16 protein-coding genes and 1 tRNA gene are annotated in these 21185 nt (G+C 68.0%); 4 read left to right on the forward strand and 13 right to left on the reverse strand.

Going from position 1 to position 21185, the window contains the following annotated elements; genetic code table 11:
- Together ABD156_RS17195 and ABD156_RS17200 are read right to left on the reverse strand one after the other, a co-directional pair.
- A complete protein-coding gene (locus ABD156_RS17195) occupies positions 1-1575 on the reverse strand; it encodes an NERD domain-containing protein (protein WP_344274489.1) in 1575 nt (524 codons plus the stop codon).
- A 521-nt stretch (positions 1576-2096) separates the two neighbouring features.
- Positions 2097-2276, reverse strand: a complete 180-nt coding sequence (locus ABD156_RS17200) for a hypothetical protein (protein ID WP_344273783.1) — start codon at positions 2274-2276, stop codon at positions 2097-2099.
- 165 nt (positions 2277-2441) lie between these two features.
- Between ABD156_RS17200 and ABD156_RS17205 the strand changes: the two genes are divergently transcribed.
- Positions 2442-3455, forward strand: coding sequence for a recombinase family protein (locus ABD156_RS17205; RefSeq protein WP_350539955.1), 1014 nt, complete (start codon positions 2442-2444; stop codon positions 3453-3455).
- Here the strand turns inward: ABD156_RS17205 and ABD156_RS17210 are convergent.
- From ABD156_RS17210 to xsc, 6 genes are all read right to left on the reverse strand, one after another.
- Positions 3437-3520 (reverse strand) — tRNA-Leu (locus tag ABD156_RS17210). The genes ABD156_RS17205 and ABD156_RS17210 overlap by 19 nt on opposite strands.
- 336 nt (positions 3521-3856) lie before the next feature.
- Positions 3857-4573 carry a sulfite exporter TauE/SafE family protein gene (locus ABD156_RS17215; RefSeq protein ID WP_344273786.1) on the reverse strand — a complete coding sequence of 239 codons (717 nt, stop codon included), beginning with the start codon at positions 4571-4573 and terminating at the stop codon, positions 3857-3859.
- 250 nt (positions 4574-4823) lie between these two features.
- Entirely contained in the window at positions 4824-5570 is a 747-nt protein-coding gene (locus ABD156_RS17220; RefSeq protein ID WP_344273789.1) for a sulfite exporter TauE/SafE family protein, read from the reverse strand.
- Between the two features lie 691 nt (positions 5571-6261).
- Positions 6262-7626, reverse strand: coding sequence for an amino acid permease (locus ABD156_RS17225; protein WP_344273792.1), 1365 nt, complete (start codon positions 7624-7626; stop codon positions 6262-6264).
- A gap of 295 nt (positions 7627-7921) precedes the next feature.
- A complete protein-coding gene (locus ABD156_RS17230; RefSeq protein WP_344273795.1) occupies positions 7922-9286 on the reverse strand; it encodes an aspartate aminotransferase family protein in 1365 nt (454 codons plus the stop codon).
- 172 nt (positions 9287-9458) lie between these two features.
- Positions 9459-11267 (reverse strand): sulfoacetaldehyde acetyltransferase, encoded by a 1809-nt coding sequence (xsc, locus tag ABD156_RS17235; RefSeq protein ID WP_344273798.1) that lies wholly within the window; start codon positions 11265-11267, stop codon positions 9459-9461.
- Positions 11268-11412: 145 nt separating this feature from the next.
- Here xsc and ABD156_RS17240 point away from each other — a divergent pair, with 145 nt between their 5' ends.
- From ABD156_RS17240 to ABD156_RS17250, 3 genes are read left to right on the forward strand one after another with little or no spacing between them, the layout of a single operon-like run.
- Positions 11413-12258 carry an IclR family transcriptional regulator gene (locus ABD156_RS17240; protein ID WP_344273801.1) on the forward strand — a complete coding sequence of 282 codons (846 nt, stop codon included), beginning with the start codon at positions 11413-11415 and terminating at the stop codon, positions 12256-12258.
- A gap of 13 nt (positions 12259-12271) precedes the next feature.
- Entirely contained in the window at positions 12272-13225 is a 954-nt protein-coding gene (locus tag ABD156_RS17245; RefSeq protein ID WP_344273804.1) for an AAA family ATPase, read from the forward strand.
- Positions 13222-14901, forward strand: a complete 1680-nt coding sequence (locus ABD156_RS17250) for a cobaltochelatase CobT-related protein (protein WP_344273807.1) — start codon at positions 13222-13224, stop codon at positions 14899-14901. The genes ABD156_RS17245 and ABD156_RS17250 overlap by 4 nt, the downstream gene beginning before the upstream one ends.
- Here ABD156_RS17250 and ABD156_RS17255 read toward each other — a convergent pair.
- From ABD156_RS17255 to ald, 5 genes are all read right to left on the reverse strand, one after another.
- Positions 14898-16337 carry a sodium:solute symporter family protein gene (locus ABD156_RS17255; protein WP_344273809.1) on the reverse strand — a complete coding sequence of 480 codons (1440 nt, stop codon included), beginning with the start codon at positions 16335-16337 and terminating at the stop codon, positions 14898-14900. The genes ABD156_RS17250 and ABD156_RS17255 overlap by 4 nt on opposite strands.
- The gene (locus ABD156_RS17260; RefSeq protein WP_344273812.1) at positions 16338-16571 is read right to left on the reverse strand and encodes a DUF3311 domain-containing protein; all 234 of its coding nucleotides are present in this window, start codon (positions 16569-16571) and stop codon (positions 16338-16340) included. It abuts the gene before it with no gap.
- A complete protein-coding gene (locus tag ABD156_RS17265) occupies positions 16568-18232 on the reverse strand; it encodes an amidohydrolase (RefSeq protein WP_344273815.1) in 1665 nt (554 codons plus the stop codon). Before ABD156_RS17265 ends, ABD156_RS17260 begins: the two co-directional genes overlap by 4 nt.
- 145 nt (positions 18233-18377) lie before the next feature.
- Positions 18378-19841, reverse strand: coding sequence for a MocR-like pyridoxine biosynthesis transcription factor PdxR (gene pdxR, locus ABD156_RS17270; RefSeq protein ID WP_344273818.1), 1464 nt, complete (start codon positions 19839-19841; stop codon positions 18378-18380).
- A 93-nt stretch (positions 19842-19934) separates the two neighbouring features.
- Entirely contained in the window at positions 19935-21050 is a 1116-nt protein-coding gene (gene ald, locus ABD156_RS17275; protein ID WP_344273820.1) for an alanine dehydrogenase, read from the reverse strand.
- Positions 21051-21185 lie beyond the last annotated feature (135 nt).

Genomic DNA, 21185 nt, shown 5'->3' on the forward strand with positions numbered 1-21185 from the left:
TCACTGATCTGCCCCCGATGCGTCCGGCTTGACCACCCAGAGCGCGGCCTTGGCGCGAGTCATGCCCACGTACAACTGGGCGCGCGCAGCCCGATCGTCCGTCGCGGCGTCCACCTCCAAGAAGGCGTACCGGCTCTCCAGCCCCTTGAAGTCGGCGACCTGCGCGAACCCGACGCGTCCGCGGCCAGGACGGCGCATGCGCATCAGGTCCAGCACATCGACCCGCTCAAGCCACTCGACGGGCAGGTCGACGAAGATCGATGCGGCCAGGTCGTGCGGTGACAGCAGCACGACCTGCTCGAGCGGCACGCCGTGCTCTTCGAGCTCGGCCAAGGCCGCAGACACTGCGATGATTGCCTTACCGCGGTCCTCCTCGACCACTACGACCTCGCGGCCGTGTCCGGCCGTGGTCACCCCCAAGTCGGCGCCGGTCCGCTCCTGGGTTGCGCGGACGATTTCGATCGTGTTCCGGCAGTTGTCCATCAGGTCGACAAAGGTGGGTCGGTGCGAGTCGAGCCTGGCTTTAGCGCGGTCCTCGTAGCGCCCAACCAGTCCACGCTGGTTATTGGAGTCGAGGAAGAAGGCCCAGCGACCATCTGCCAATCCGCCGGACAGCACGCTGTCCAGCACATCGAGGCCATGTCCGTTTATGACATCCTGTGCCTCGTCCACCACGACCATGTCGAAGGTGTCCGCACCAAAGGTCGACATCTCGTCGAACGGTACTGCGGTAATGCCGTCCAAGTCCTGCTGCGAACGGATGAAGGCTGCCAGGATGTGACTGTGGCATGTCAGCAGGATACGTTCGCCGGAGTCTCGGACACGTCGGCACATCTCCACTGCAAGCATGGTCTTGCCCGTCCCGGCACCGCCCTCGAACACCAGTCGCGGATTCCTCCGATGCTGGTCAAGTGCCTTGTACTGGCTCCTGGTCAGGGCAACGAGTTCTTTCTCCACCATGTCGTCGAGACGGCGCAAGGACAGCACACGGTCGAAGTCGGGGCGCAGGACGTTGAGGTAGCGCTCGACGTCATCGGCGGACAGAGGACCACGGTTGCCCGGCTTCCTCTCCCAGAACGCACCCAACCGGTCGAGGCAGTCCACCCACCCCTCGGAGGCCAGTCGAATCGAGTTGATCACCATCTCCGGAGCCCACTCCACGCTGACCGCGTCGAACTCGCTGTCTGGGAAGACAACTCCGTAGCCGAACACCGTGCGCTCGACCAGCTGCGGGTCGGCGGTGATGCGGCGGAGGACTCTCGCCAAGGCGAACATACTCGTCTGGGCCTGGTCGAGAGGACTCTCCTTGAGCCGGTGCCGGTTGCCCTTGAGGTCGCGCGTGTGCCACACGTCCTTCTTCAGGAGGATCTCGCCTCCCTTAGCTTCCAGTAGCAGCAAGCCACGTTCGCCCAACAGCAGGAAATCGATCTCGCAGACCCGTTTCCGGTCGTGCTCAGGCAAGTTGGTGCTGTGCAGGGCATATTCCCACCCCGTCGCCACTTCGAGTGCGGCTAGCTGGGAGAAAATCTCCTGCTCTGCGCGACTGGCACTGGAGTGCACCGAGTCCGGGATCATGCGCACGGTAACCTGCCTGCATCGCTACGCGCGGGGAGGGCGGTCGAAAACTTGTTCGAGAATTTCAGCGGAGTCCCCCTTGGATCACCTGGACGGCCGCGCGCCGACAGTCCATCGTTAGTTCGGGTGACATGATTACATAGTCCAGAAGTGATGCTTGGTCACATCTGCATGTCGGTTCTCCACAGTGAGCCAGGCGCCTTCGGGAACCATTCAACCTTGCTTTTATGCTCTTCGGACCCGACGCTGGCCCGGGCGCCGTTTGGCTGGATCTCTCACGCAGCTCCTCGGTCAGCCACATGCTCCTCGCCCTGCGTGTCGGCTAACCGTCGTACAAATACGAACACTTAGTTAGGCCGCTTTTCGACGTCGTCGTGTCGTTTTCAACACTCCGGCCTTTAGGTGTTTTAGATTATGCTCATTCCGCAAGATGATACGCAATACGGTGAGGAAAACGTAGGGGATCCGGTGTTGTCTTCAGAGAACCACTGTTCCACTGCTGCCCGCTTCGTGGCGGGTATCTAAACGGTCTCGAAGTCGAAGTGGGGGTCGTCAAGAGGTCGGTGGAACATCTTTAGCCGGTAGCGGCGGCGCGAGACGGCGATCGCATCGTGGGCGGGCTCGCCGTCGGAGATGAGTCGGCGCGGTTGGTGCAAGTCTTCGCGATAGACCTTCATCAAAGACTCCGGGGTCGCGAGCACCTTACGGATCATCGAGCCATCAACCCGAACGGCCTATGCCCCGCCGGCCGAGATGCAGTCGAGGGTATGCGGCAGTTCCGCTAGCCGGTCAGCCTTCAACTGCCGGAGAGTCAGCCATGTCTCCACCTTTCCGTTCTGCCTGCGCGATCGCCAACGGGTTGAACCGTGACGGGGATTCGGTGTCCGTCCGCGCGTCGTCCTGAGCAGAACAAGCATCGCCTCGCGGACGGGTGGCAGGGCAGCACGATCCGGTCGATTCTGGAGAATCCGCGGTACACCGGGTACGCGTTCTTCGGTAGGTGGGCACGGCAGGAGATGCTGCTAGATCCGGACGACGTTGCGGCTGGGCATGTGACGCGGTTCCGGCGCGCGTCGGCTGACCGGGTTGTCCGGTCACGCAAGCCAGCGCATCCGGAGATCATCTCGGTGGAGGACTTCACTGCGGTTCAGCTCGCTCGCCGGTCTCGCGCGGCTGGTGGTCTCGAAGCGCGTCGGAAGCTGGAGCGAGGACCGAAGGCCACGAAGTGGACGTACGCGTTTCGCGGGCGAGTCCGGTGCGATCACTGCAAACGCAAGATGGAGGGGACGCCGCGGGACACGCGGATCTACTACCGGTGCGCTGCTCGGACGCTCGTTCCCGGATCGCCAGCTTTGACGGATCACCCGAAGAACATCTATCTGCCGGAAGCGGCGTTGCTAGGTCCGTTGAACAGCTACATCCACGATGCGTTCTCGGAGGATCAACGTGACGCAACTGTGGACGCAATGCTGGGCGTCGCTGGCGACGTGAACGTCAACTCGCAGCGCACCGCGGATGCTCAGCGGCGGCTGACTCAAGCGAAGACTCGATTGGCGAGGCTTACGCAGGCCATCGAGGCCGGTGCGGACCTGGAAGCGCTGATTGAACCGTTGAACCGCGCGAGGGAGGAACGCGACGCGGCGGCAGAGGAGTTGGCGAGGACTCCGGCAGGCTCAGAGCTGGGGAGAGCGGACGTCGAAGCGCTGGTCGACTCGCTGGCGGACGCCGGGAGACAGGTGATCAGCGCGAGCCCGGCCCGGCTGCAAGAGCTATACGAGGAGATCGGCCTGGAACTGGTCTATAACGCGAAAGAGCGGATGGTCGATGTGACCATCCGCCCACCCCGTAGGGTTAGTACGCGTGTCCGAGGGGGGACTTGAACCCCCACGTCCGTTAAGGACACTAGCACCTCAAGCTAGCGCGTCTGCCATTCCGCCACTCGGACTTGCTGATGAAGAGAGTATACGACGCTCGGACACCTCTTTTCAGGGGGGTGTGGAATCGGGTCATTGGCTCGCATGAGATGATCATCTGTTCTCAACATTCTGAACTCCGGCGAAGTATTCGCAGGTCAGCGCCAGTCGAAGTTGGGGTTACAACATCGCTCCCGAGACCGGAGCGGGGCGCGCTGCTGATCTTGCCAGGCGAACGAACTGGCGGGATGCGGTTGGTGTTCTCCCGGCTGAGCCTTGGCATCGGCGCGGTCGATTCAAAGCGCTGGTCGAGGCAGTCCGGCGAATCGGTTGACGGGAGTGAGACGGGACGTGTGCGCCGCCTGGGGTCAGGCGCTGATCATGGTCACCAAGCCGGACGTCACGATCAGGCCGACTATCGCTCGGTCGAACACTGTGCGCGGGACGCGGCCGATGAGGCGGCCGCCGAGGAGGTTTCCGGCTAGGGCGGCCAGGACTAGGGGTGGCAGCCAACCCAGGTTGGTGGTGTCGAACTGGCCTGCGGTGACCAGGAGCAGCAGGGACAGGCAGTTGGTCACTACGAAGTAGCCTGCGAGGTCGCCTACGAAGGTTCTTGGCGGGACTTTCGCGGAGGCGAGCAGGACGGCTGGGGGTGCGCCGTTCAGGGACGTCGTCGTGGAGAGGTAGCCGCCTAGCAGGCCGGCGACGGTTTGTTTTATTGGGGTTGCGGGGTGGGCTTCTTGGGTCGGGCGGAGCAACAGACGCAGGCCGGAGAGCACGACGACGGTGCCGGCCAGGATGCGGAGGGCGTGGGGCGGCAGCAGGTGCAGGGTGAGGGCGCCGGCGGCGGCACCGGGGAGGCTTGCTGCGCCGAGGATTGCTACGCGGCGCCAGGCGATGTGGTCTCGTTCTCGGTGGAGCACCGCTAGCCGGGTGATCATGGTGGTGATCAGGTTGATCACGACTACCTGCGGCAGCGGGAGTCCGATGAGCAGCAGCAGGGGAGTGCCGACCAGGGACGCGCCGAATCCGGTCAGGCCGCCGATGAAGCCCGCGAAGGCGACGGCCAGTGCGCCGAGGATCATGGGGCCGCCTGGGGGGTGCGGTGAGTGGGCGGGGCTGTCGTGTCCAGGAGGGAGGCGGGGTGAGGATCGGGGGACGTTGTTGGGCGGGTGAACGAGGCTGCCGCAGGGCGGGTGGTCGCGTTGGGGCATAAGGGAAAGCGGTGAGGGGCGAGAGACGCCGTCCCGTGGGTGCCGGGGCGTTGGGGAGAGGTTAGGGGTAAGGAAGCGGGGTGAGGGGCGAGGGATGTCGCTTGGCGGGTGTGGGACAGGGTCACGTGACCACCGCTTGGCCTACCAAAGCCAGGGACAGTACGGCGAGGATTCCGAGGACGATCCGGCGGACATCGCCGCGTCCGTGGTGGTACAGCCAGGTTCCGGCGGCGATTCCGGCCAGGGCGATGGGGAGGAAGAGGGCGGTTTGCAGGAGAACGTCGCCGGTGAGTAGGCCGCCGGCGCCGGCGGTGGTGACTGTCATCGAGTCGGCGGCCAGGAAGAACACAACCAGGCTCGCGCGGTTCACTGCTATCGGCAGCGGGGACGCCAGGTACATCAGGACGACTGGCGGGCCGCCCATTCCGCATGCTCCGTTGAGGACTCCGAACGCTGTTCCCATGCTGGCGCACGCGGCGCGGCTGGGAAGGCGCCGGGTTCGGTGGCTGAAAGCTAGGGCTAGTGCGGAGATTCCGACTACCAGTCCGACGGTCAGTCTTGTCGTGCGTTCGGGCAGCGCCGCGAGGAACCAGATGCCGGTCGGCAGTCCGACGAGTGCGCCGGCGAGAAGCCAGCGGATGGACGGGCGGTGGGCGTCGGGCCAAGCCTTCGGCAGCAGGGTCACGCTGGAGGCTATTTCCAGCAGGAGCGTGCTCGGGACGACGGCGGACGGCGGGAGCACCAGGCAGAGGCAGCTCACCCAGACCAAGGACGCGCCGAAGCCGGAGTAGCCGCGGATCAGGCCTCCCGCCAGCAAAGCGGCGATGGCGAAGGCCATCGCCGCCGGGGGCAGCTGCCAGAACGTCATCGGCGGGCCGGGGGAGCGAGGGCACTCGACGGGTGCGGCATCAGACCTCCACGGCGCGGGCGGATCGGTTTACCTTGCGGCACGCCTGGTCGTGGCGGTAGGTCCAGAATCGTGGCATCGCGGGGCACCAGCGGGGGACGGACCCGGGTGAGGGTCGGTCGGGACCAAGCCGCGCGGCATGGACCCGGCGGGGCCAGGGCAACCGGTTTGAGCGGGTGGAGGCCGCCCGGAACTGGCTTGCCGGGCGGCCCGTGGTCGATGCGGTCAGCGGGGTCTGGTTCGGCAGGGTGGGGACGCTCGGAATCAGTTCGTCGAGCTGGTCGGGGCCCAGGTTTGACCCGGGCGGGGGCCGCCGGAACGGTCCTCACCGACCAGGCCGGGGCTTGGTCGGTGAGGTCAGGGGAAGAATGCCCGGAACTAGTTCTCCGGACGCGCTCGGCGACGCCGGGGACCCGTATTCGAGCCAGCTTTCCGGCGGCCCGTGCCCGGCTAGGCCAGGGGAGCTGGTTGAGCGGGTGGAGGCCGCCCGGACCCGGCTGGTGCGGTCGGGAGAACCTGGTCCGACCCAGGCGAGGACCGCTGGCTCCCGGACCCGCGACCAACTCCCCGAGTCCGGCAGGCAACACCAGCCGGGCGGAAGGTCTGGCCGGGAACCGGCAGACCGAAGACGCCCAGCTGGTGCTGGCCCGGCTCAGGTGGAAGCCACCCCGGCCTCGCCGCGTGAGGCATCGGTCTCGGCCGTCGCCGCGGGGCCGGCCGGACGGCGTTTGCGGACCTGGTACGCGATCAGGATCAGCACCAGGGTCACCGCGCTCAGCCAGAACTGCGAGCGGGTCGACGGGAGGAACGCCATGGCCAGAATAACCGCCGCCATCAGGGCGATTGTCGCGTAGCTCAGCCACGGGAAGAGCCACATTTTCAGCGAGAGTGCGCCCGGATCGGTGTTCTGCAGGCGTTTCCGCAGCCGGACCTGGGCCAGGGCGATGGCCAGGTACACGAACAGCGCCACCGCTCCGTAAGAGTTCACCAGGAACTGGAAGATCAGGTTCGGCGAGGTGTAGGCCGCGATGACCGAGACGTAGCCGATGAACGTGCCGGCGATGATGGCCCGGCGGGGGACGCCGCTGCGGGACAGTTTCGTGAACATCTTCGGGGCGTCGCCGTTGCGGGTTAGGGCGAACAGCATCCGCGAGGACGTGTACAGGGCCGAGTTCAGGCAGGAGAGCACGGCCGTCAGGACAATCGCGTTCATGATCGTCGCCACCGCGGGGATGCCCAGGACGTCCAGGACCGCGGCGTACGGACTCACTGCGGTGTCGGGGGCGTTCCAGGCCTTGACCGCGACCACGACGAAGACCGAGCCGACGTAGAACAGCACGACGCGGAACACGATGGAGCGCATGGCTTTCGCGATCGCGCGGCGCGGTTCGGCGGATTCGGCCGCGGCGATGGTGACGATCTCGGCACCGGTGTAGAAGCCGACGCAGGGGACGACCGCCGCCAGCACTGCGCCGATGCCCATGGGGGCGAAGCCGCCGTGGGAGACCAAATTGCTGACGCCTCCGTGGGAACCGGGCCAGACGCCGAACAGGTACAGGGCGCCGACCACCAGGAACACCAGGATCGCGATGACCTTGATGGAGGAGAACCAGTACTCGAATTCGCCGTAGGACCGCGCCGACACCAGGTTCGTCGCGGTCAGCAGCAGGAGCAGGCCCAGGCTCAGCACCCACAGGGGCACGTTCGGCAGCCACAGCTGCAGGATCCGGCCGCCGGCCACCGCTTCCACGGCGACCACGATCACGAAGAAGTACCAGTACATCCAGCCGACGGTGAAGCCCGCCCGGTTGCCCATCGCCTCCCTGGCGTACACGTAGAACGAGCCGAGCGCGGGCCGCGCGACGGTCATTTCGGCCAGCATCCGCATGATGAGCACGGTGATCAGGCCGGCGATGAAGAACGAGACCACCGCCGCGGGCCCGGCCGACTGGATGACCACGCCGCTTCCGACGAACAGGCCGGCGCCGATCACGCCGCCCAGTGCGATCAGATTCATGTGGCGTTGCTTGAGGCCCGGTTTGAGACCGCTCTGGGCGGCTGTTTCCGGTGCAGAACCCACGTCTCCTCCTTCCGGCGGCGCCGGGGGACCTCGATGTCCCCGCGCCGACTGCCGCCGCGATGTCGCTGAGAGCTGCTGTGTGGTTCCCGTCACCGTAGGAAGGAACAGGCCCCTCCGCGAGAGCCAGATGCTAGCCATGCTCCGGTACCAGAACGGCCTGATCCCGGACAGCAGGACGGGCGCCGGGCACCCTCGGAACAAAGGGGTACCCAGCGCCCGTCGCGGCTATCCGTCAGGGCTGGATCGCCTTCTCCACGTCGGTGAGCATGCCGTCGACGCCGTGCAGGAGCTCGTCCAGCACGTCCGTGTCGGCCACCAGCGGCGGCGAGATCATGAGCATGGTCGCGCCGCGGTCGTCGCCGCGGAGGATGACTCCGGTGCGGCGGAACGACTCCGGCAGGACCTCGCGCAGGACCGTCAGCGACTCCTGGTCGGTCAGCTCGCGGCCGCCGTCGCGGTCGGCCATCAGCTCGATCGCGTAGAAGAAGCCGGTGCCGCGGACGTCCTTGACGCAGCGGTGGGCGTCCTTCAGCGACTCCAGCGCGGCTTGCAGCTTCGGGCCCTCGGAGAGGACGTGCTCGGGCACCTTCTCGTCGCGCATCGCGCTGATGTTGGCGACCGCGATGGCCGTCGACACCGGGTGGCCGCCCCACGTCGCGCCGTGGGTGAAGACGCCGCCCTTCGGGGAGTCGTACAGCTCGGTGACCAGCTGCTCGCGCACGATCACGCCGCCGAGCGGGGCGTAGCCCGAGGTGGAGCCCTTGGCGAAGGTGATCAGGTCCGGTACGACGCCGGTCAGGCCGTGGCCGAAGAAGTGGCCGAGGCGGCCGAAGGAGCAGATGACCTCGTCCGACACCAGCAGGATGCCGTACTTGTCGCACAGCGCCCGCAGTGCCGGCCAATAGCCCTCCGGCGGGACCAGCGCGCCCCGGCCGTTCTGGACCGGCTCGGCGAAGACCGCGGCGACCGTCTCGGGGCCTTCCTCGAGGATGACCGCCTCGATGGCGCGGACGCAGTCCAGCTGGTCGGCCGGGCCGCAGTCGCCGGTGAGGCCGAGGGTGTTCGGGACGTGCCGGATGCCCGGCAGCAGCGGGCCGAACGGCTCCTTGATCTTGGGCAGGCCGGTGACCGACAGCGCGCCCATTGTCGTTCCGTGGTAAGCCATTTCGCGGCTGATGATCTTCGTCCGCTCCGGCGCGCCCTGGCTGCGGTGGTACTGCCGGACGAACTTCAGCGCGGTCTCGACCGCCTCCGAACCGGAGTTCACGAAGAACGTGGTGCCGAGGTCGCCGGGGGCGAGGTCGGCGATGATCCGGGCGGCCTCGATCGACGGCGGGTGCGCCGAGCCCCAGTTGCTGGCGTAGGCGAGGGTGCCGACCTGCTCGGCCGCGGCCTTGGCGATGTCCGCGCGGCCGTGGCCCATGTTGACGCAGAACAGCCCGGCGAGACCGTCGAGGTGACGGCGGCCCTCGGTGTCGATCAGGTAGCTGCCCTCGCCGCGGACGAACACCGGGAATTCGCTTTGCCAGGTGTCCTTGCGCGTGAAGTGCGGCCCGAGGTGTCGGCGGGCAGTGGCCCGCAGCTCCGTGACGTTCACCTGGCGACCTCCTGTGTGTGCGAGAACGGGAATGTGTCGACGATCGCAATCTTTCTGGTCCACGCCCAGAGCCAGAAAGAGGCGGATCACTAGTGCCAGATCCGGTGTCCGGACGCGAAAAACCGGCCGGGCGCGAAGGCCCGGCCGGTTCAGCTGTTCGCGAAGCGGGGGATTACACGTAGTCCTGGTACTTCTCCAGGAACCGCACCGGCTTCGACAGGGCGTCGCGGCGGAACGGGTCGCCCAGCTCGCGGGTGCACATGATTTCGATGACCGTGGTGCGGCCTTCGTTCATCTGCGCGTCCACGGCCTTCCGCAGCGCCGGGCCGACGTCCTCGAGCTTGTCCACGACGATGCCGTCCGCGCCCATCGCCTGCGCGATTCCGGCGAAGCTCTCGCTTTCCAGCTCGCCCGCGACGAACCGGCGGTCGTAGAAGTCGACCTGGTTCTTCTTTTCCGCGCCCCACTGGCGGTTGTGGAACACGACGGCGGTGACCGGGATGTCGTGCCGCACCGCGGTCATGACCTCGCCCATGCTCATGCCCCACGCGCCGTCGCCGGCGTACGCGATCGCCGGGCGGTCCATCGCGGCGGCCTTGGCGCCGATGATGGTCGGCAGCGCGTAACCGCAGTTGCCGAAGGACATCGGCGCGAAGAACGACCGCGGCTCCTCGAATCGCAGGTAGCTGTGCGCGACCGAGTTGATGTTGCCGATGTCGGTGGACACCATCACCCGCGCGGGCATGGCCTTCTCCAGTTCACGAAGGACCTGGCGCGGGTGCAGCCAGTTGCCCTCCTCGCCCTCCTGCTCGGCGATCATGTCGAGGGAGTACGGGTCCTTCTCGTGGGTCCACTCGGTGAGTTCTTCTTCCCACGCGTCCTTCTCGGCCTTGATGCGCCCGGCGCGTTCGTCGCGGGTGGCGTCGCTGGCGAGGGTGCGGTCGGCGAGGCGCTCGGTCAGCGCGGCGGCGGCGGCCTTCGCGTCGCCGCAGATGCCGACCGTGATCTTCTTGACCAGGCCGAGCATCTTGTGGTCGGCGTCGATCTGGATGATCTTCGCGTTCTTGGGCCAGTAGTCCATGCCGTGCTGCGGCAGGGTGCCGAACGGGCCGAGCCGGGTGCCGAGCGCGATCACCACGTCCGCCTGCGAGATCAGCTTCATCGCGGCCTTGGAGCCCTGGTAGCCGAGCGGGCCGCACCACTGCGGGTGGCTGGCCGGGAAGCTGTCGTTGTGCTGGTAGCTGTTGACGACCGGCGCGCCCAGCCGCTCGGCGAGCGCCTTGCACTCCTCGACGCCGTCGGACATCACGACGCCGCCGCCGGAGATGATGACCGGGAATTCCGCGGTGGCCAGCAGTTCGGCGGCCTGGGCGAGGGTTCGGTCGCCGCCGGGGCCGCGGTCGAGGCGCTGCGGTTCCGGGATCTCGGTTTCGATCTCGCCGTAGAAGTAGTCGCGCGGGATGTTCAGCTGGGTCGGGCCGAGTTCCGCGTGCGCCCGGTCGAAGGCCCGCGCGGTGTACTCGGCCATCCGCTTCGGGTTGTTGACGTGCGCCTGGTACTTGGTGAACTCCTGGAACATCGGCAGCTGGTTGGCTTCCTGGAAGCCGCCGAGGCCGGTGCCCATCGTGCCCGCTTCCGGCGTGATCATCACGACCGGGCTGTGCGCCCAGAACGCCGCCGCGATCGCGGTGACGCAGTTGCTGATGCCGGGGCCGTTCTGCCCGATGACCACGCCGTGCCGTCCGCTGACCCGGGCGTAGCCGTCGGCCATGTGCGCGGCGCCCTGTTCGTGGACTACCGGGACGAGCCGGATGCCGGCCGGCGCGAAGATGTCCATCGCGTCCATGAACGCCGAGCCCATGATGCCGAAGATGTCGGTGACGCCGTTGGCCACCATCGTCTCGACGAAGGCCTCCGACGGGGTCATCTTCGCCGGCCCGCTGACGACGGTGCGGCCGTCGCCCGTCTTCCTCTCCGCCATGGTTGAACTCCTTCGACGCTGAAAGTCTTGGTTTTCGGTACGTGAGGTTCGTGAAAGCTGAACGCGATGGACGATAGGACGCCACGCTCGGGAGGTCAACCGGCAGTTGATGGAAAACGAGACAGGATGTGCTAGTTTTCGGAACGTGAGTGAGTTGCGGAAGACCAGCGCCGTGGAACTCGTGCGCGAGCCGGACGGCGCGGGCCTCGACGGAGACACCCCGACCATGCGGCTGTTCGCGCTGCTCGAGCTGATCGCGGCGAAGGACCAGCTGGTGACGCTGCAGGGCCTGGTCGAGGAGACCGGCCTGCCGAAACCGACGCTGCACCGGATGCTGCAGCAGCTGGAGGGCGCGGGGCTGCTCGTGCGCCAGGCCGACGGGCGGCATTACGGCACCGGCGACCGGCTGCGCCGCCTCGCGGAAAACCTGCTGCTCAACGCCACGCATCACGGCGCGCGGCGCGCGGTGCTCAATCACCTGGTCGACGAGCTGGGGGAGAGCTGCAACATCACCGCGCTGTCCGGCAGCGAGATCGTCTACCTCGACCGCGTCGAAACGCCCGAGCCGCTGCGGTTCTACCTGCGGCCCGGTTCGCGCGTGCCGATCCACTGCTCGGCCAGCGGCAAGATCATCCTCTCCCAGATGAGCCCGGCGCAGCGGCGAAAGCTCCTGGCGCACGCTCCGCTGAAGCAGTACACGGCCAAGACCGTCACCGATCTCGACGCGCTGGAGGAGGAGTTCGCCCGCATCCGGCGCGACGGTTTCGCCCTGGACGACGAGGAATTCCTGCCCGGGCTCGTGTGCGTGGCGGTTTTGGTGCCCAGCCGCACCGGACGGTCCAACCTGGCGGTGGCGGTGCAGGCCCCGGTCATGCGGCTCACCGCCGACAAGGCTTTGCAGGCGCTTCCCGCGTTGCAGCGGGCCGCCGAAGCGATCAAGGAGGTCGAGGCCGAGGGGTCGGCCGACGACGCCGACAGCATCCCGTCCTGACGGAGGTCCCCCGATGAACCCGTTGAGCGGCAACGGTCCCGCCGGCCCTGACGCCCGGATCGCCGTGCGCGACGCGTTCGGTCTCGATTCGAGTCTGGTTGTTCCGTGCTTTTCCGAACCCGACGAGCACGTGCCCGAGGTCGATCCGGCCTACCGCTTCAACCCGGACGTGACGCTCGCGCTGCTGGCCGGGTTCGCGCACAACCGGCGCGTGCTCGTGCAGGGATTGCACGGCACCGGCAAGTCCACGCACGTCGAACAGGTCGCGGCGCGGCTGAACTGGCCTTGTCTGCGGGTGAATCTCGACGGCCATATCAGCCGCCTTGACCTTGTCGGCAAGGACGCGGTGGTGCTGCGCGAAGGCAAGCAGGTGACCGAATTCCGCGAGGGAATCCTGCCGTGGTCGCTGCGGCGGCCGACGGCGCTGATCCTCGACGAGTACGACGCCGGGCGGCCGGACGTCATGTTCGTCATCCAGCGGCTGCTCGAACGGGACGGCAAATTCACCCTGATCGACAGCAACACCGTGCTGCGCCCGCATCCGGGTTTCCGGCTTTTCGCCACCGCCAACACGGTGGGGCTGGGCAATCTCAACGGGCTCTACCACGGCGTGCAACGGCTCAACCACGCGCAGATCGACCGGTGGAACATCGTCGCCGCGCTGGATTATCTGGCCCCTGAAGAGGAAGCCGCGATCGTGCGGGCGCGCGTGCCGGGACTGTCCGTGTCTTTGATCGAGGCGATGGTGGCCGTCGCCGGGCTGACCCGCGAAGGCTTCCGGGCGGGCGATCTGTCGGCGCTGATGTCGCCGCGCACGGTCATCACGTGGGCGGAGAACTGCGAGATCTTCACCGACCCGGCGCTCGCTTTTCGGTTGACGTTCCTGAACAAATGCGACGAGGCCGAACGGCCGGTCGTCGCCGAGTACTTCCAGCGGTGCTTCGACCAGGAGCTGGCCGCGGCGTGAGCACGCCCGAGACCCGGCGGCGCCAGCAGGTCGAGGAGCTGTCCGCGGCGGCGATCCGGGCGGTCAGCGGGTCGCCGGACGCGCATTTCCGGGGCGGGCGCTTGCACCGCGGCACCCGCCCGGTGCCGATGCCCGCGCCGCATTTGCTTGCCGACGACGAGGATCTGCAGTCCTTTCGCGGCGCGGCCGACGGGATGGCGTTGCACCTGAGCCGGTCCGATCGGGCGCTGCACAGGCGATTGCGGCCCGACGGCGGCGTCGAGCGGTTGCTGTTCGAACTGCTGGAGCAGTTCCGGGTCGAGTCTTTGGTTCCGGCCGGTTTTCCTGGTATCACGGCGAATGTGCGGCGGCGGCACGAACGCTGGTCGCTGTCGGCGCACCACAGCGGACTGACCGAGACGGCGCGCGGTGTGCTGATTTACACCGTCGCGCAGGTTGCGCGGGCTCGGATCACCGGCGAGCCGGTCGTGGAAGAGACCGAGGATCTGATCGAGGCGACTCGGGCGGCGATCGCGCCGATGCTGGGTACGCAGTTAGCCGGGCTTCGGCGGCACCGGACTGATCAGGCCGCGTTTGCCGAGCATGCGCAGGCGCTGGCTGAAACGGTCGCGGCATTGCTGGAGCCGGAGGAGTCCGAAGAGGATGAGGACGAAGCAGAAGCCGCGGCATACGCGTTGCTGCTGGATTTCGACGACGAAACCGGCAGCGAGGAAGGCGGTATCGCGGGCCTCGGCGACCACAAAGGACCGGTGGCGGCCGGGCAGTATCGGGTCTTCACCACCGCGTACGACCGCGAGGACCGGGCGGGACCTTTGGTGCGGCCGGAATTGCTCCGGGAACTGCGCGAACGGCTTGATGCTCGGGTTGCGAAGCAGGGCGTCAACGTGGCTCGGCTCGCGCGGGAACTCACCGCGGTGCTCGCCGAGCCGGAGCGGTCCGGGTGGGACGGTGCGCAGGAAGAAGGCCAGATCGACGGCCGTGCCCTCGCGCGGCTGATCGCGACGCCTGCGGACCATCGCGTGTTCCGGGTCGAGCGGACGGAGCCGGTCGCGGACGTGCTGGTGACGTTCCTGATCGACTGCTCAGGGTCGATGAAGGCGCACCGGGAAACCGTCGCGGTGCTGGTTGATCTCTTCGCTCGCGCCCTCGATCTCGCCGGTGCCAGTTGCGAAATCCTTGGCTTCACCACGGGTGCTTGGCACGGCGGACGCGCGCGGCGGGACTGGATGCGCGCCGGGCGGCCGAAACACCCGGGACGGCTGAATGAGCGTCGGCATCTGGTGTTCAAGGACGCTGCGACGCCGTGGCGGCGCGCTCGGCGGGACGTCGCGGCGTTGCTCAAAGCAGATCTGTTCCGCGAGGGCATCGACGGCGAGGCGTTGAAGTGGGCGGCTGAACGAGCGCGGGTGTGCGAGGCTCGGCGGCGGCTGGTTTTCGTGTTGTCGGACGGAAGCCCGATGGACGGCGCGACCGTGCTGGCCAACGAGGAACGCTATCTCGATCGCCATCTCGTGCAGGTGGCCGACGGGCTGGAGCGGAGCGAGACGGAGGTGTACGGCATCGGGGTCGGGCTGGATCTCAGTGCGTATTACCGCCGCAGCGTGGCGCTGGACGCCGCGGAAGGCACGGGATTCCGTGCCTTCCGCGAGATCCTCGATCTGATGGCTCGCCGCTAGCCCGCTGGTTGCGCGATCGGCGAGACCGCGGCGGGTTCGTTGCGCTCCAAGGCGATCGGTGAGCGTCGTTTGCCGGGAGCGAGGAGGCTCCAGCCGAAGACGATCACCATGTTGACGCCCATCGACACCAGGCCGGTGTTGAGGCCGCCGAGTGTCACGCCAGTCGCGTACAGGACGACCGCGGTCACCACGCCGACCACCATGCCGGTCGCGATCGCGGCGGTCCGCACCCGACGCGCGAACAGGATCGCCAGCCAGCCCGGCACCACCTGGGCGAGCAGGTTGTAGGTCAGGTTCAGCACGGTGAGCATGAGCGTCGAGGCGGTCAGCGTGAGCACGGCGGCGAGCACCAGGAACACCGCTACCGCCACGACCGTCCAGCGCCGTTGTGCCGCGGGCCGGACGTTCGGGGCCAGGTTGCGGCTGACCATGCCGCCGATCGCCAATGCCGTCGCGGACAGCACCAGGACGCCGGACAATGCGGCACCGGCGGCGACAAGGCCCAGAACCGGTTCTGGCAGAAGGCCTTTCGCGGTCACCATGAAGACGGTGTTCGGATTCTTGAGGCCGGGGTGCTGCTTCAGCCCGTAGTAGGCGGCGAAGACGAGGAACGGGTAGATGAGCATGTACAGCGGCATCCACACCGTCGAACTCTTCACTGCCCGTTCTGAACGCGCCGGGAACACGTACGCGCCGCCGAAACCGAGGTAGAAGACCACGCTCTGGAACAGGATCGTGGTCATCGCGAACCAGAGGTCCTGGCCGCCCATCGTGGTTTGCGCCCTGGCCAGCGCCTCCGGGCCGGTCACGCCGGACGTGCCGCCGGCGACCAGCACCGCGGCGAGGCCGACGAGCACCACGCCGAGCAGCATGAACGCGTCCTTGAGGATCGACACGAACGCGGGGGAGCGGATGCCGGACACGGCGATGTAGGCGAACGCGATGACCCCGGCCAGCAGGACGCACTGCACGGGCGTGAGCTTCAGCCCGAGGTTGCTCAGCACCACCTGCAGGCCGATGAACTGGTACTGGCCCCACGGCACGAGCGCGATCAGCATCGTCACGCAGGTGATCAGCTCGAGTGTCCGGCTGCCGTAGTGGCGGCCGAAGACGTCCGGGACGGTCATCGCGTCGTGTTTGCGCGCCGCGCGCCAGACCAGCGGGGCGAGGAAGTAGCCCAGCGAATAGGCGAGCAGGATGTACCCGAGGAACCAGATTCCGTAACTCGCGCCGTGGGCGTAGATCCCGCTCGGGAAGCCGATCATCGTCCCGATGCTGTACACCTCGCCGACCGCCAGGAAGTACAGCAGCCACGGCGGGAACGAGCGGCCGCCGACCAGGAACTCGGAGATTCCGCCGCCGCGCGAGGAGCGGCCCGCCCAGAGCGCGAGCAGGATCGACAGTCCCATTACGACGGCGACAATGAGAATCAGCATTTACTGGTCCTCCTTCGCTGCGGGCTTGTCGGCCGGGTAGTGCTGGCGGTCGAAGAACCGCCAGCTGATCCAGAGGCACAGGGTGGTCAGCGGGAAGCAGAGGAACATCCAGAAGAACACCAGCGGGAACCCGGCGACCGTCGCGGGCGAGCCCGCCACCAGCGGGATTCCGCCGAGGATCGCGACGGCGGGGATGCCGAGTCCGATGCACAGGCTCGGCCAGCTGCGGATCATCGGACACCTCCGGCCGGGATCGGATCGCGTTGCCAGACCAGGCGTCCGCCGATCACCGTGGCGTCGACGGTCAGGTCGCGGATCCGGCTGGGGTCCACTGTGGTCGGATCCTCGGACAGCACGATGAGATCCGCGAGCTTGCCGATTTCGAGGCTGCCCTTGATCTCTTCCTCGCCAGCGAGGTAGGCCGCGTCGATGGTGTAACCGCGCAGGGCGGCTTCGACGTCGATCGCCTGCTCCGGGCCCAGCAACTGGCCGCTGCTGGTTTGGCGGGCGACAGCGCACCAGATGCCTTCCAGCGGTGGCACCGGGGTGACCGGGGTGTCGGAGTGGAGTCCGAAGTGGATTCCGCGCGAGCGGGCGGACGCGAGCGGGCTGATCCGGCGGGCGCGTTCCGGGCCGAGGAACACGTCGCGGTGCCGGTCGCCCCAGTAGTAGACGTGCTTGATGAAGAACGACGCGGCGATGCCGTTTTGGGCCATCCGGTCGAGCTGGTCCTCGCGGGCGGTTTGGCAGTGCTCGATGCGGTGGCGGCGGCCGGTGCCTTCGGGTGCGCCGAGGCGGGCGTAGCCGTCGATGATGGCGTCGATCGCCGCGTCGCCGTTGCCGTGCACGGCGACCTGCCAGCCGGCGGCGTCGAGCGCGGCGATGCGGCGGGACAGGTCGTCCGGTTCGAGCAGCATCATGCCGTGGTCGTCGGGAGCGCAGGTGTAGCCCTCGGCCAGGCAGCCGGTGCGGCCCTGGATCGAGCCGTCCGCGACGATTTTGATGCCGTTCATGGTGAATCCGTCCGGATTGGACAGATCGGGCGATTCCGGGGTGCCTTCGGCGAGGCCGGGCAGCAGGGTGTGGAAGAGGTAGCCGTGGATGCGGGTGTGCAGCTTTCCGGCGCGGGTCAGCATCCGGTACGCGGCGAGTTCCTGTTCGCCGCCGATCAGGCCGATTCCGGTGTCGTGCACCGAAGTTACGCCGTTGCGCAGGTACTCGGCGTCGGCCAGCTGGAGTGCTTCGGCCAGTTCGTCGGGGCCTTGCGAGGGCATCGCGGAGTTGACGAGGAACGCCGCCGTCTCGATGAGGAGGCCGGTCGGTTCGCCGCGTCCGTCGCGGGCGATCACCCCGCCGGGCGGATCAGGAGTGGCCGCGGTGATGCCGACGGCTCGCAGCGCGGCGGAATTCGCCACGGAGAAGTGGCCGGTCACGTGGGTGAGCAGGACCGGGTTGCGCGGCGAAGCCGAGTCCAGGTCGTGCCGAGTGGGGTGCCGGTTGTCGGCGAGAAGCGTGTCGTCGTAACGGAAACCCTTGATCCATTCGCCGAGGCCGAAGTCGCGCGCCGCTTGCCGGACGCGGTCGGCGATGTCGCTGATCCGGTCGTTGGGCGGGCTGCCGGCGTCGACCGGGGCGGCCAGCGTCATTCCGAAGAACGACGGATGGTTGTGCGACTCCACGAAACCCGGGACGACCGTGCGTCCGGCCAGGTCGAGCACTGTCGTCTCGGGACCGGCGAGGGCGGCGATCGAGCGGTCGTCGCCGATTTCGGTGATCCGGCCGTCGCGGGCGGCGAGCGCGGACGCCCGCGTTCCTCCTCGGTCCAGGGTCAGCACCGTGCCCCCGAGCACCACCAGGTCGGGGGCCGGACGAGCGGATACAGCGGGTTCGCCCACGATGGGACCTCCTTGTCCACGTGTCCTGCCCCCAAGACAGTGCCGGGGGAGCTGGTCCGCGAACAGGTCCAGAAAGCTGCCCGCGCGTGGGTCCAGACGGCGCGGCTGCTGGGGTTGCCTCGTACCGCCCGGCTGCCGGGGCGGGTCAGCTGTCGAGGAGTTCCCGGCAGAGGTCGCCGAGCAACCGGATCCCGGGGTCGATCGCCGACGGCGGGGTGGCGGAGAAGCCGATGCGGAAGTGGTTGCGCGGCGGGTCCTCGCCGAGGAAGAAGATGTCGCCGGGTTCGATGAGGATGCCCAGTTCCTCCGCGCGTTCCACCAGGAGGCGGCAGTCCAGTTCGGACGGTCCGGTCATCCAGAGGCTGACTCCGCCGGGCGGGTACGGACCCTGCGCCCACGGCAGGTATTCGGTGACCGCGGCGGTGGTGGCGGTCCATTTGCGCATCAGTTTCGTGCGGTAGCGGCGCAGGGAACGGTGGTACTCGCCGCTTTCGATGAGCAGCGCCAACGCCCGCTGCAGCTGGCCGGGCGGGTGGCGCAGGACGTACCGGCGGGCCTCGCGCAGCGCGCGCACCAGCTCGCGGGGGCCGACCAGGTAGCCGAGGCGGAGTCCGGGGGAGAGGAATTTGGAGAAGGTGCCGAGGTAGACGGCGTCGCCGGTGTTGTCGAGCGCCTTCAACGCCGGGGTGGGGCTGCCTTGGTAGCGGAATTCGCTGTCGTAGTCGTCTTCCACGACGACCGTGCCGGACGCCGCGGCTTGTGCGAGGAGCTGGCGGCGGCGGCCGATGCTGAGGGTCGCGTTGGTCGGGTGCTGGTGGCTGGGGGTGAGGTAGAGGAGGTCGACGCCGTCGAGGGACTCCGGTGGTTGGAGGCCTCGGGAGTCGACGTCGATCCCGGTCACGCGGGCGCCGGTGCGGAGGAAGATGTGCCGGGCGTCGAGGTAGCCGGGGTTTTCGATGGCTACGACCTGGTCCGGGCCGAGCAGCACGCGGCCGAGCAGGTCGAGGCCCTGCTGCGAGCCGACGGTGATCAGGACTTCGTCGGGGTCGGCTTCGATGCCTCTCGTGGTCAGCAGCTGGCGGCACACCATCTCGACCAGCATCGGATCGTCGGAGCCGACGCTGTCCTGCAGGCTGTGGAAGACGTGCGGCCGGTAGAGGGCGTCGCGCAGGCAACGCGTCCAGGAGCGGGCCGGGAACGCGGTGATGTCGACCTGCCCGGCGAGGAACGGGTACGGGTAGCTCGCCCAGTCGGTGCGCTTCTCGATGTGGGCGACGTCGGCGTCCGGGAACCGGCGCACCCGGGCGGCCCAGTCGATGCGCGATTCGGTGTCCCGTTCCTCCACCGCGCAGTGCGGGCGCATCTCGCCGTTGACGAACAGCCCGCTGCGCTCGCGGCTTTCCACGTAGCCCTCGGCGACGAGCTCCTGGTAGGCGAGGTTGATCGTGTTCCGGGAAACGCCCAGTTCGACGGCCAGTTCCCGCGAGCTCGGCAGCCGGCGGGCCGGGTCGAACGTGCCGATGGCGATCCCGTGCTCGATCGCCCGCCGGACCTGGCGGTACAGCGGTTCGTCCGACGAGCGGTCGATCTCGATCAACGTGCGTGGCAAGTGCGCTCTCCCAAGTGGCCGGCGTGGAGCGGGGTGGGCTGAAACGTAACTCGCAGTGGCCGGTTTTCCCACCCCGCGCCACGCCGACGGGGCTCAGGCCAGCGCGTCGGCGACGTCGGTGACGGGCAGGCCGTGCGCGAGCGCGACCGGCTCGTAGGTCAGCGCCCCGGCCACCGTGTTCACGCCGCCGCGGAGCTCGGGCGTGTCCTGCACCGCCGTGCGAAGGCCCTTGTTCGCGATCTCCAGCGCGTAGGGGAGCGTGACGTTGGTGAGCGCGTGCGTGGAGGTGTGCGGGACCGCTCCCGGCATGTTGGCCACGCAGTAGAACACCGATTCGTGGACCCGGAAGGTCGGGTCGGCGTGGGTCGTCGGACGCGAGTCCTCGAAGCAGCCGCCCTGGTCGATGGAGATGTCCACCAGCACGCTGCCCGGCTTCATCCGGGAGACCGTCTCGTTGGACACCAGGCTCGGGGCCTTCGCGCCCGGGACGAGCACCGCGCCGATCACCAGGTCGGCCTCCAGTACCGCCTGCTCGATCGCGTACGAGTTCGCGGCGGCGGTGCGGATGCGGCCCTGGTACATCCGGTCGGCGGCGCGGAGTTTGTCGACGTTCTTGTCGAACAGCACGACGTCGCCCCAGGTCCCGGCCGCGACGGCGACCGCGTTCATCCCGGCGACGCCCGCGCCCAGCACGACCACGCGGGCCGGCGGAACCCCGGAGACGCCGCCGATCAGCACGCCGCGCCCGCCGTTGACGCGCATCAGCGTCTGCGCGCCGACCTGGGGAGCCAGCCGTCCGGCTACCTCGCTCATCGGGAACAGCAGCGGAAGGGAGCCGTTCGGCAGCTGGACCGTCTCGTAGGCCACGGACGTGGTGCCCGCGTCGAGCAGGGCTTTGGTGCAGGGCTCGCTCGCGGCGAGGTGCAGGTAGGTGAAGAGCAGCTGGTCGGAACGCAGCCGGTGGTACTCCTCGGCGACCGGCTCCTTGACCTTCAGCACCATGTCCGCGGTGCCCCACACGTCGTCCGCGTGGTCGAGCAGCTTCGCGCCGGCGGCCGTGTAGTCCTCGTCGCGGATCGACGAGCCCTCGCCCGCGCCGCGCTCCACGAAGACCTCGTGGCCGGCCGAGGTGAACTCGTGTACTCCGGCAGGCGTCGCCGCCACCCGGTATTCGTGGTTCTTGACCTCGCGAGGCACACCGATCTTCATCGCCTGCTCCCATCTGCCGTGTGTGGTCCGACCGAGAGTGCGGGACGGCTGGCCACCGCGAAAGTGCCAGAAACCGCTCGGTCGACGGGTCCAGCCGCCGGGCCTTCTGGACCCCTCATCGGGGACTGTTCTGGC

The sequence above is a fragment of the Amycolatopsis albidoflavus genome, assembly GCF_039525725.1.
GTDB classification, from domain to species: Bacteria; Actinomycetota; Actinomycetes; order Mycobacteriales; family Pseudonocardiaceae; genus Amycolatopsis; species Amycolatopsis albidoflava.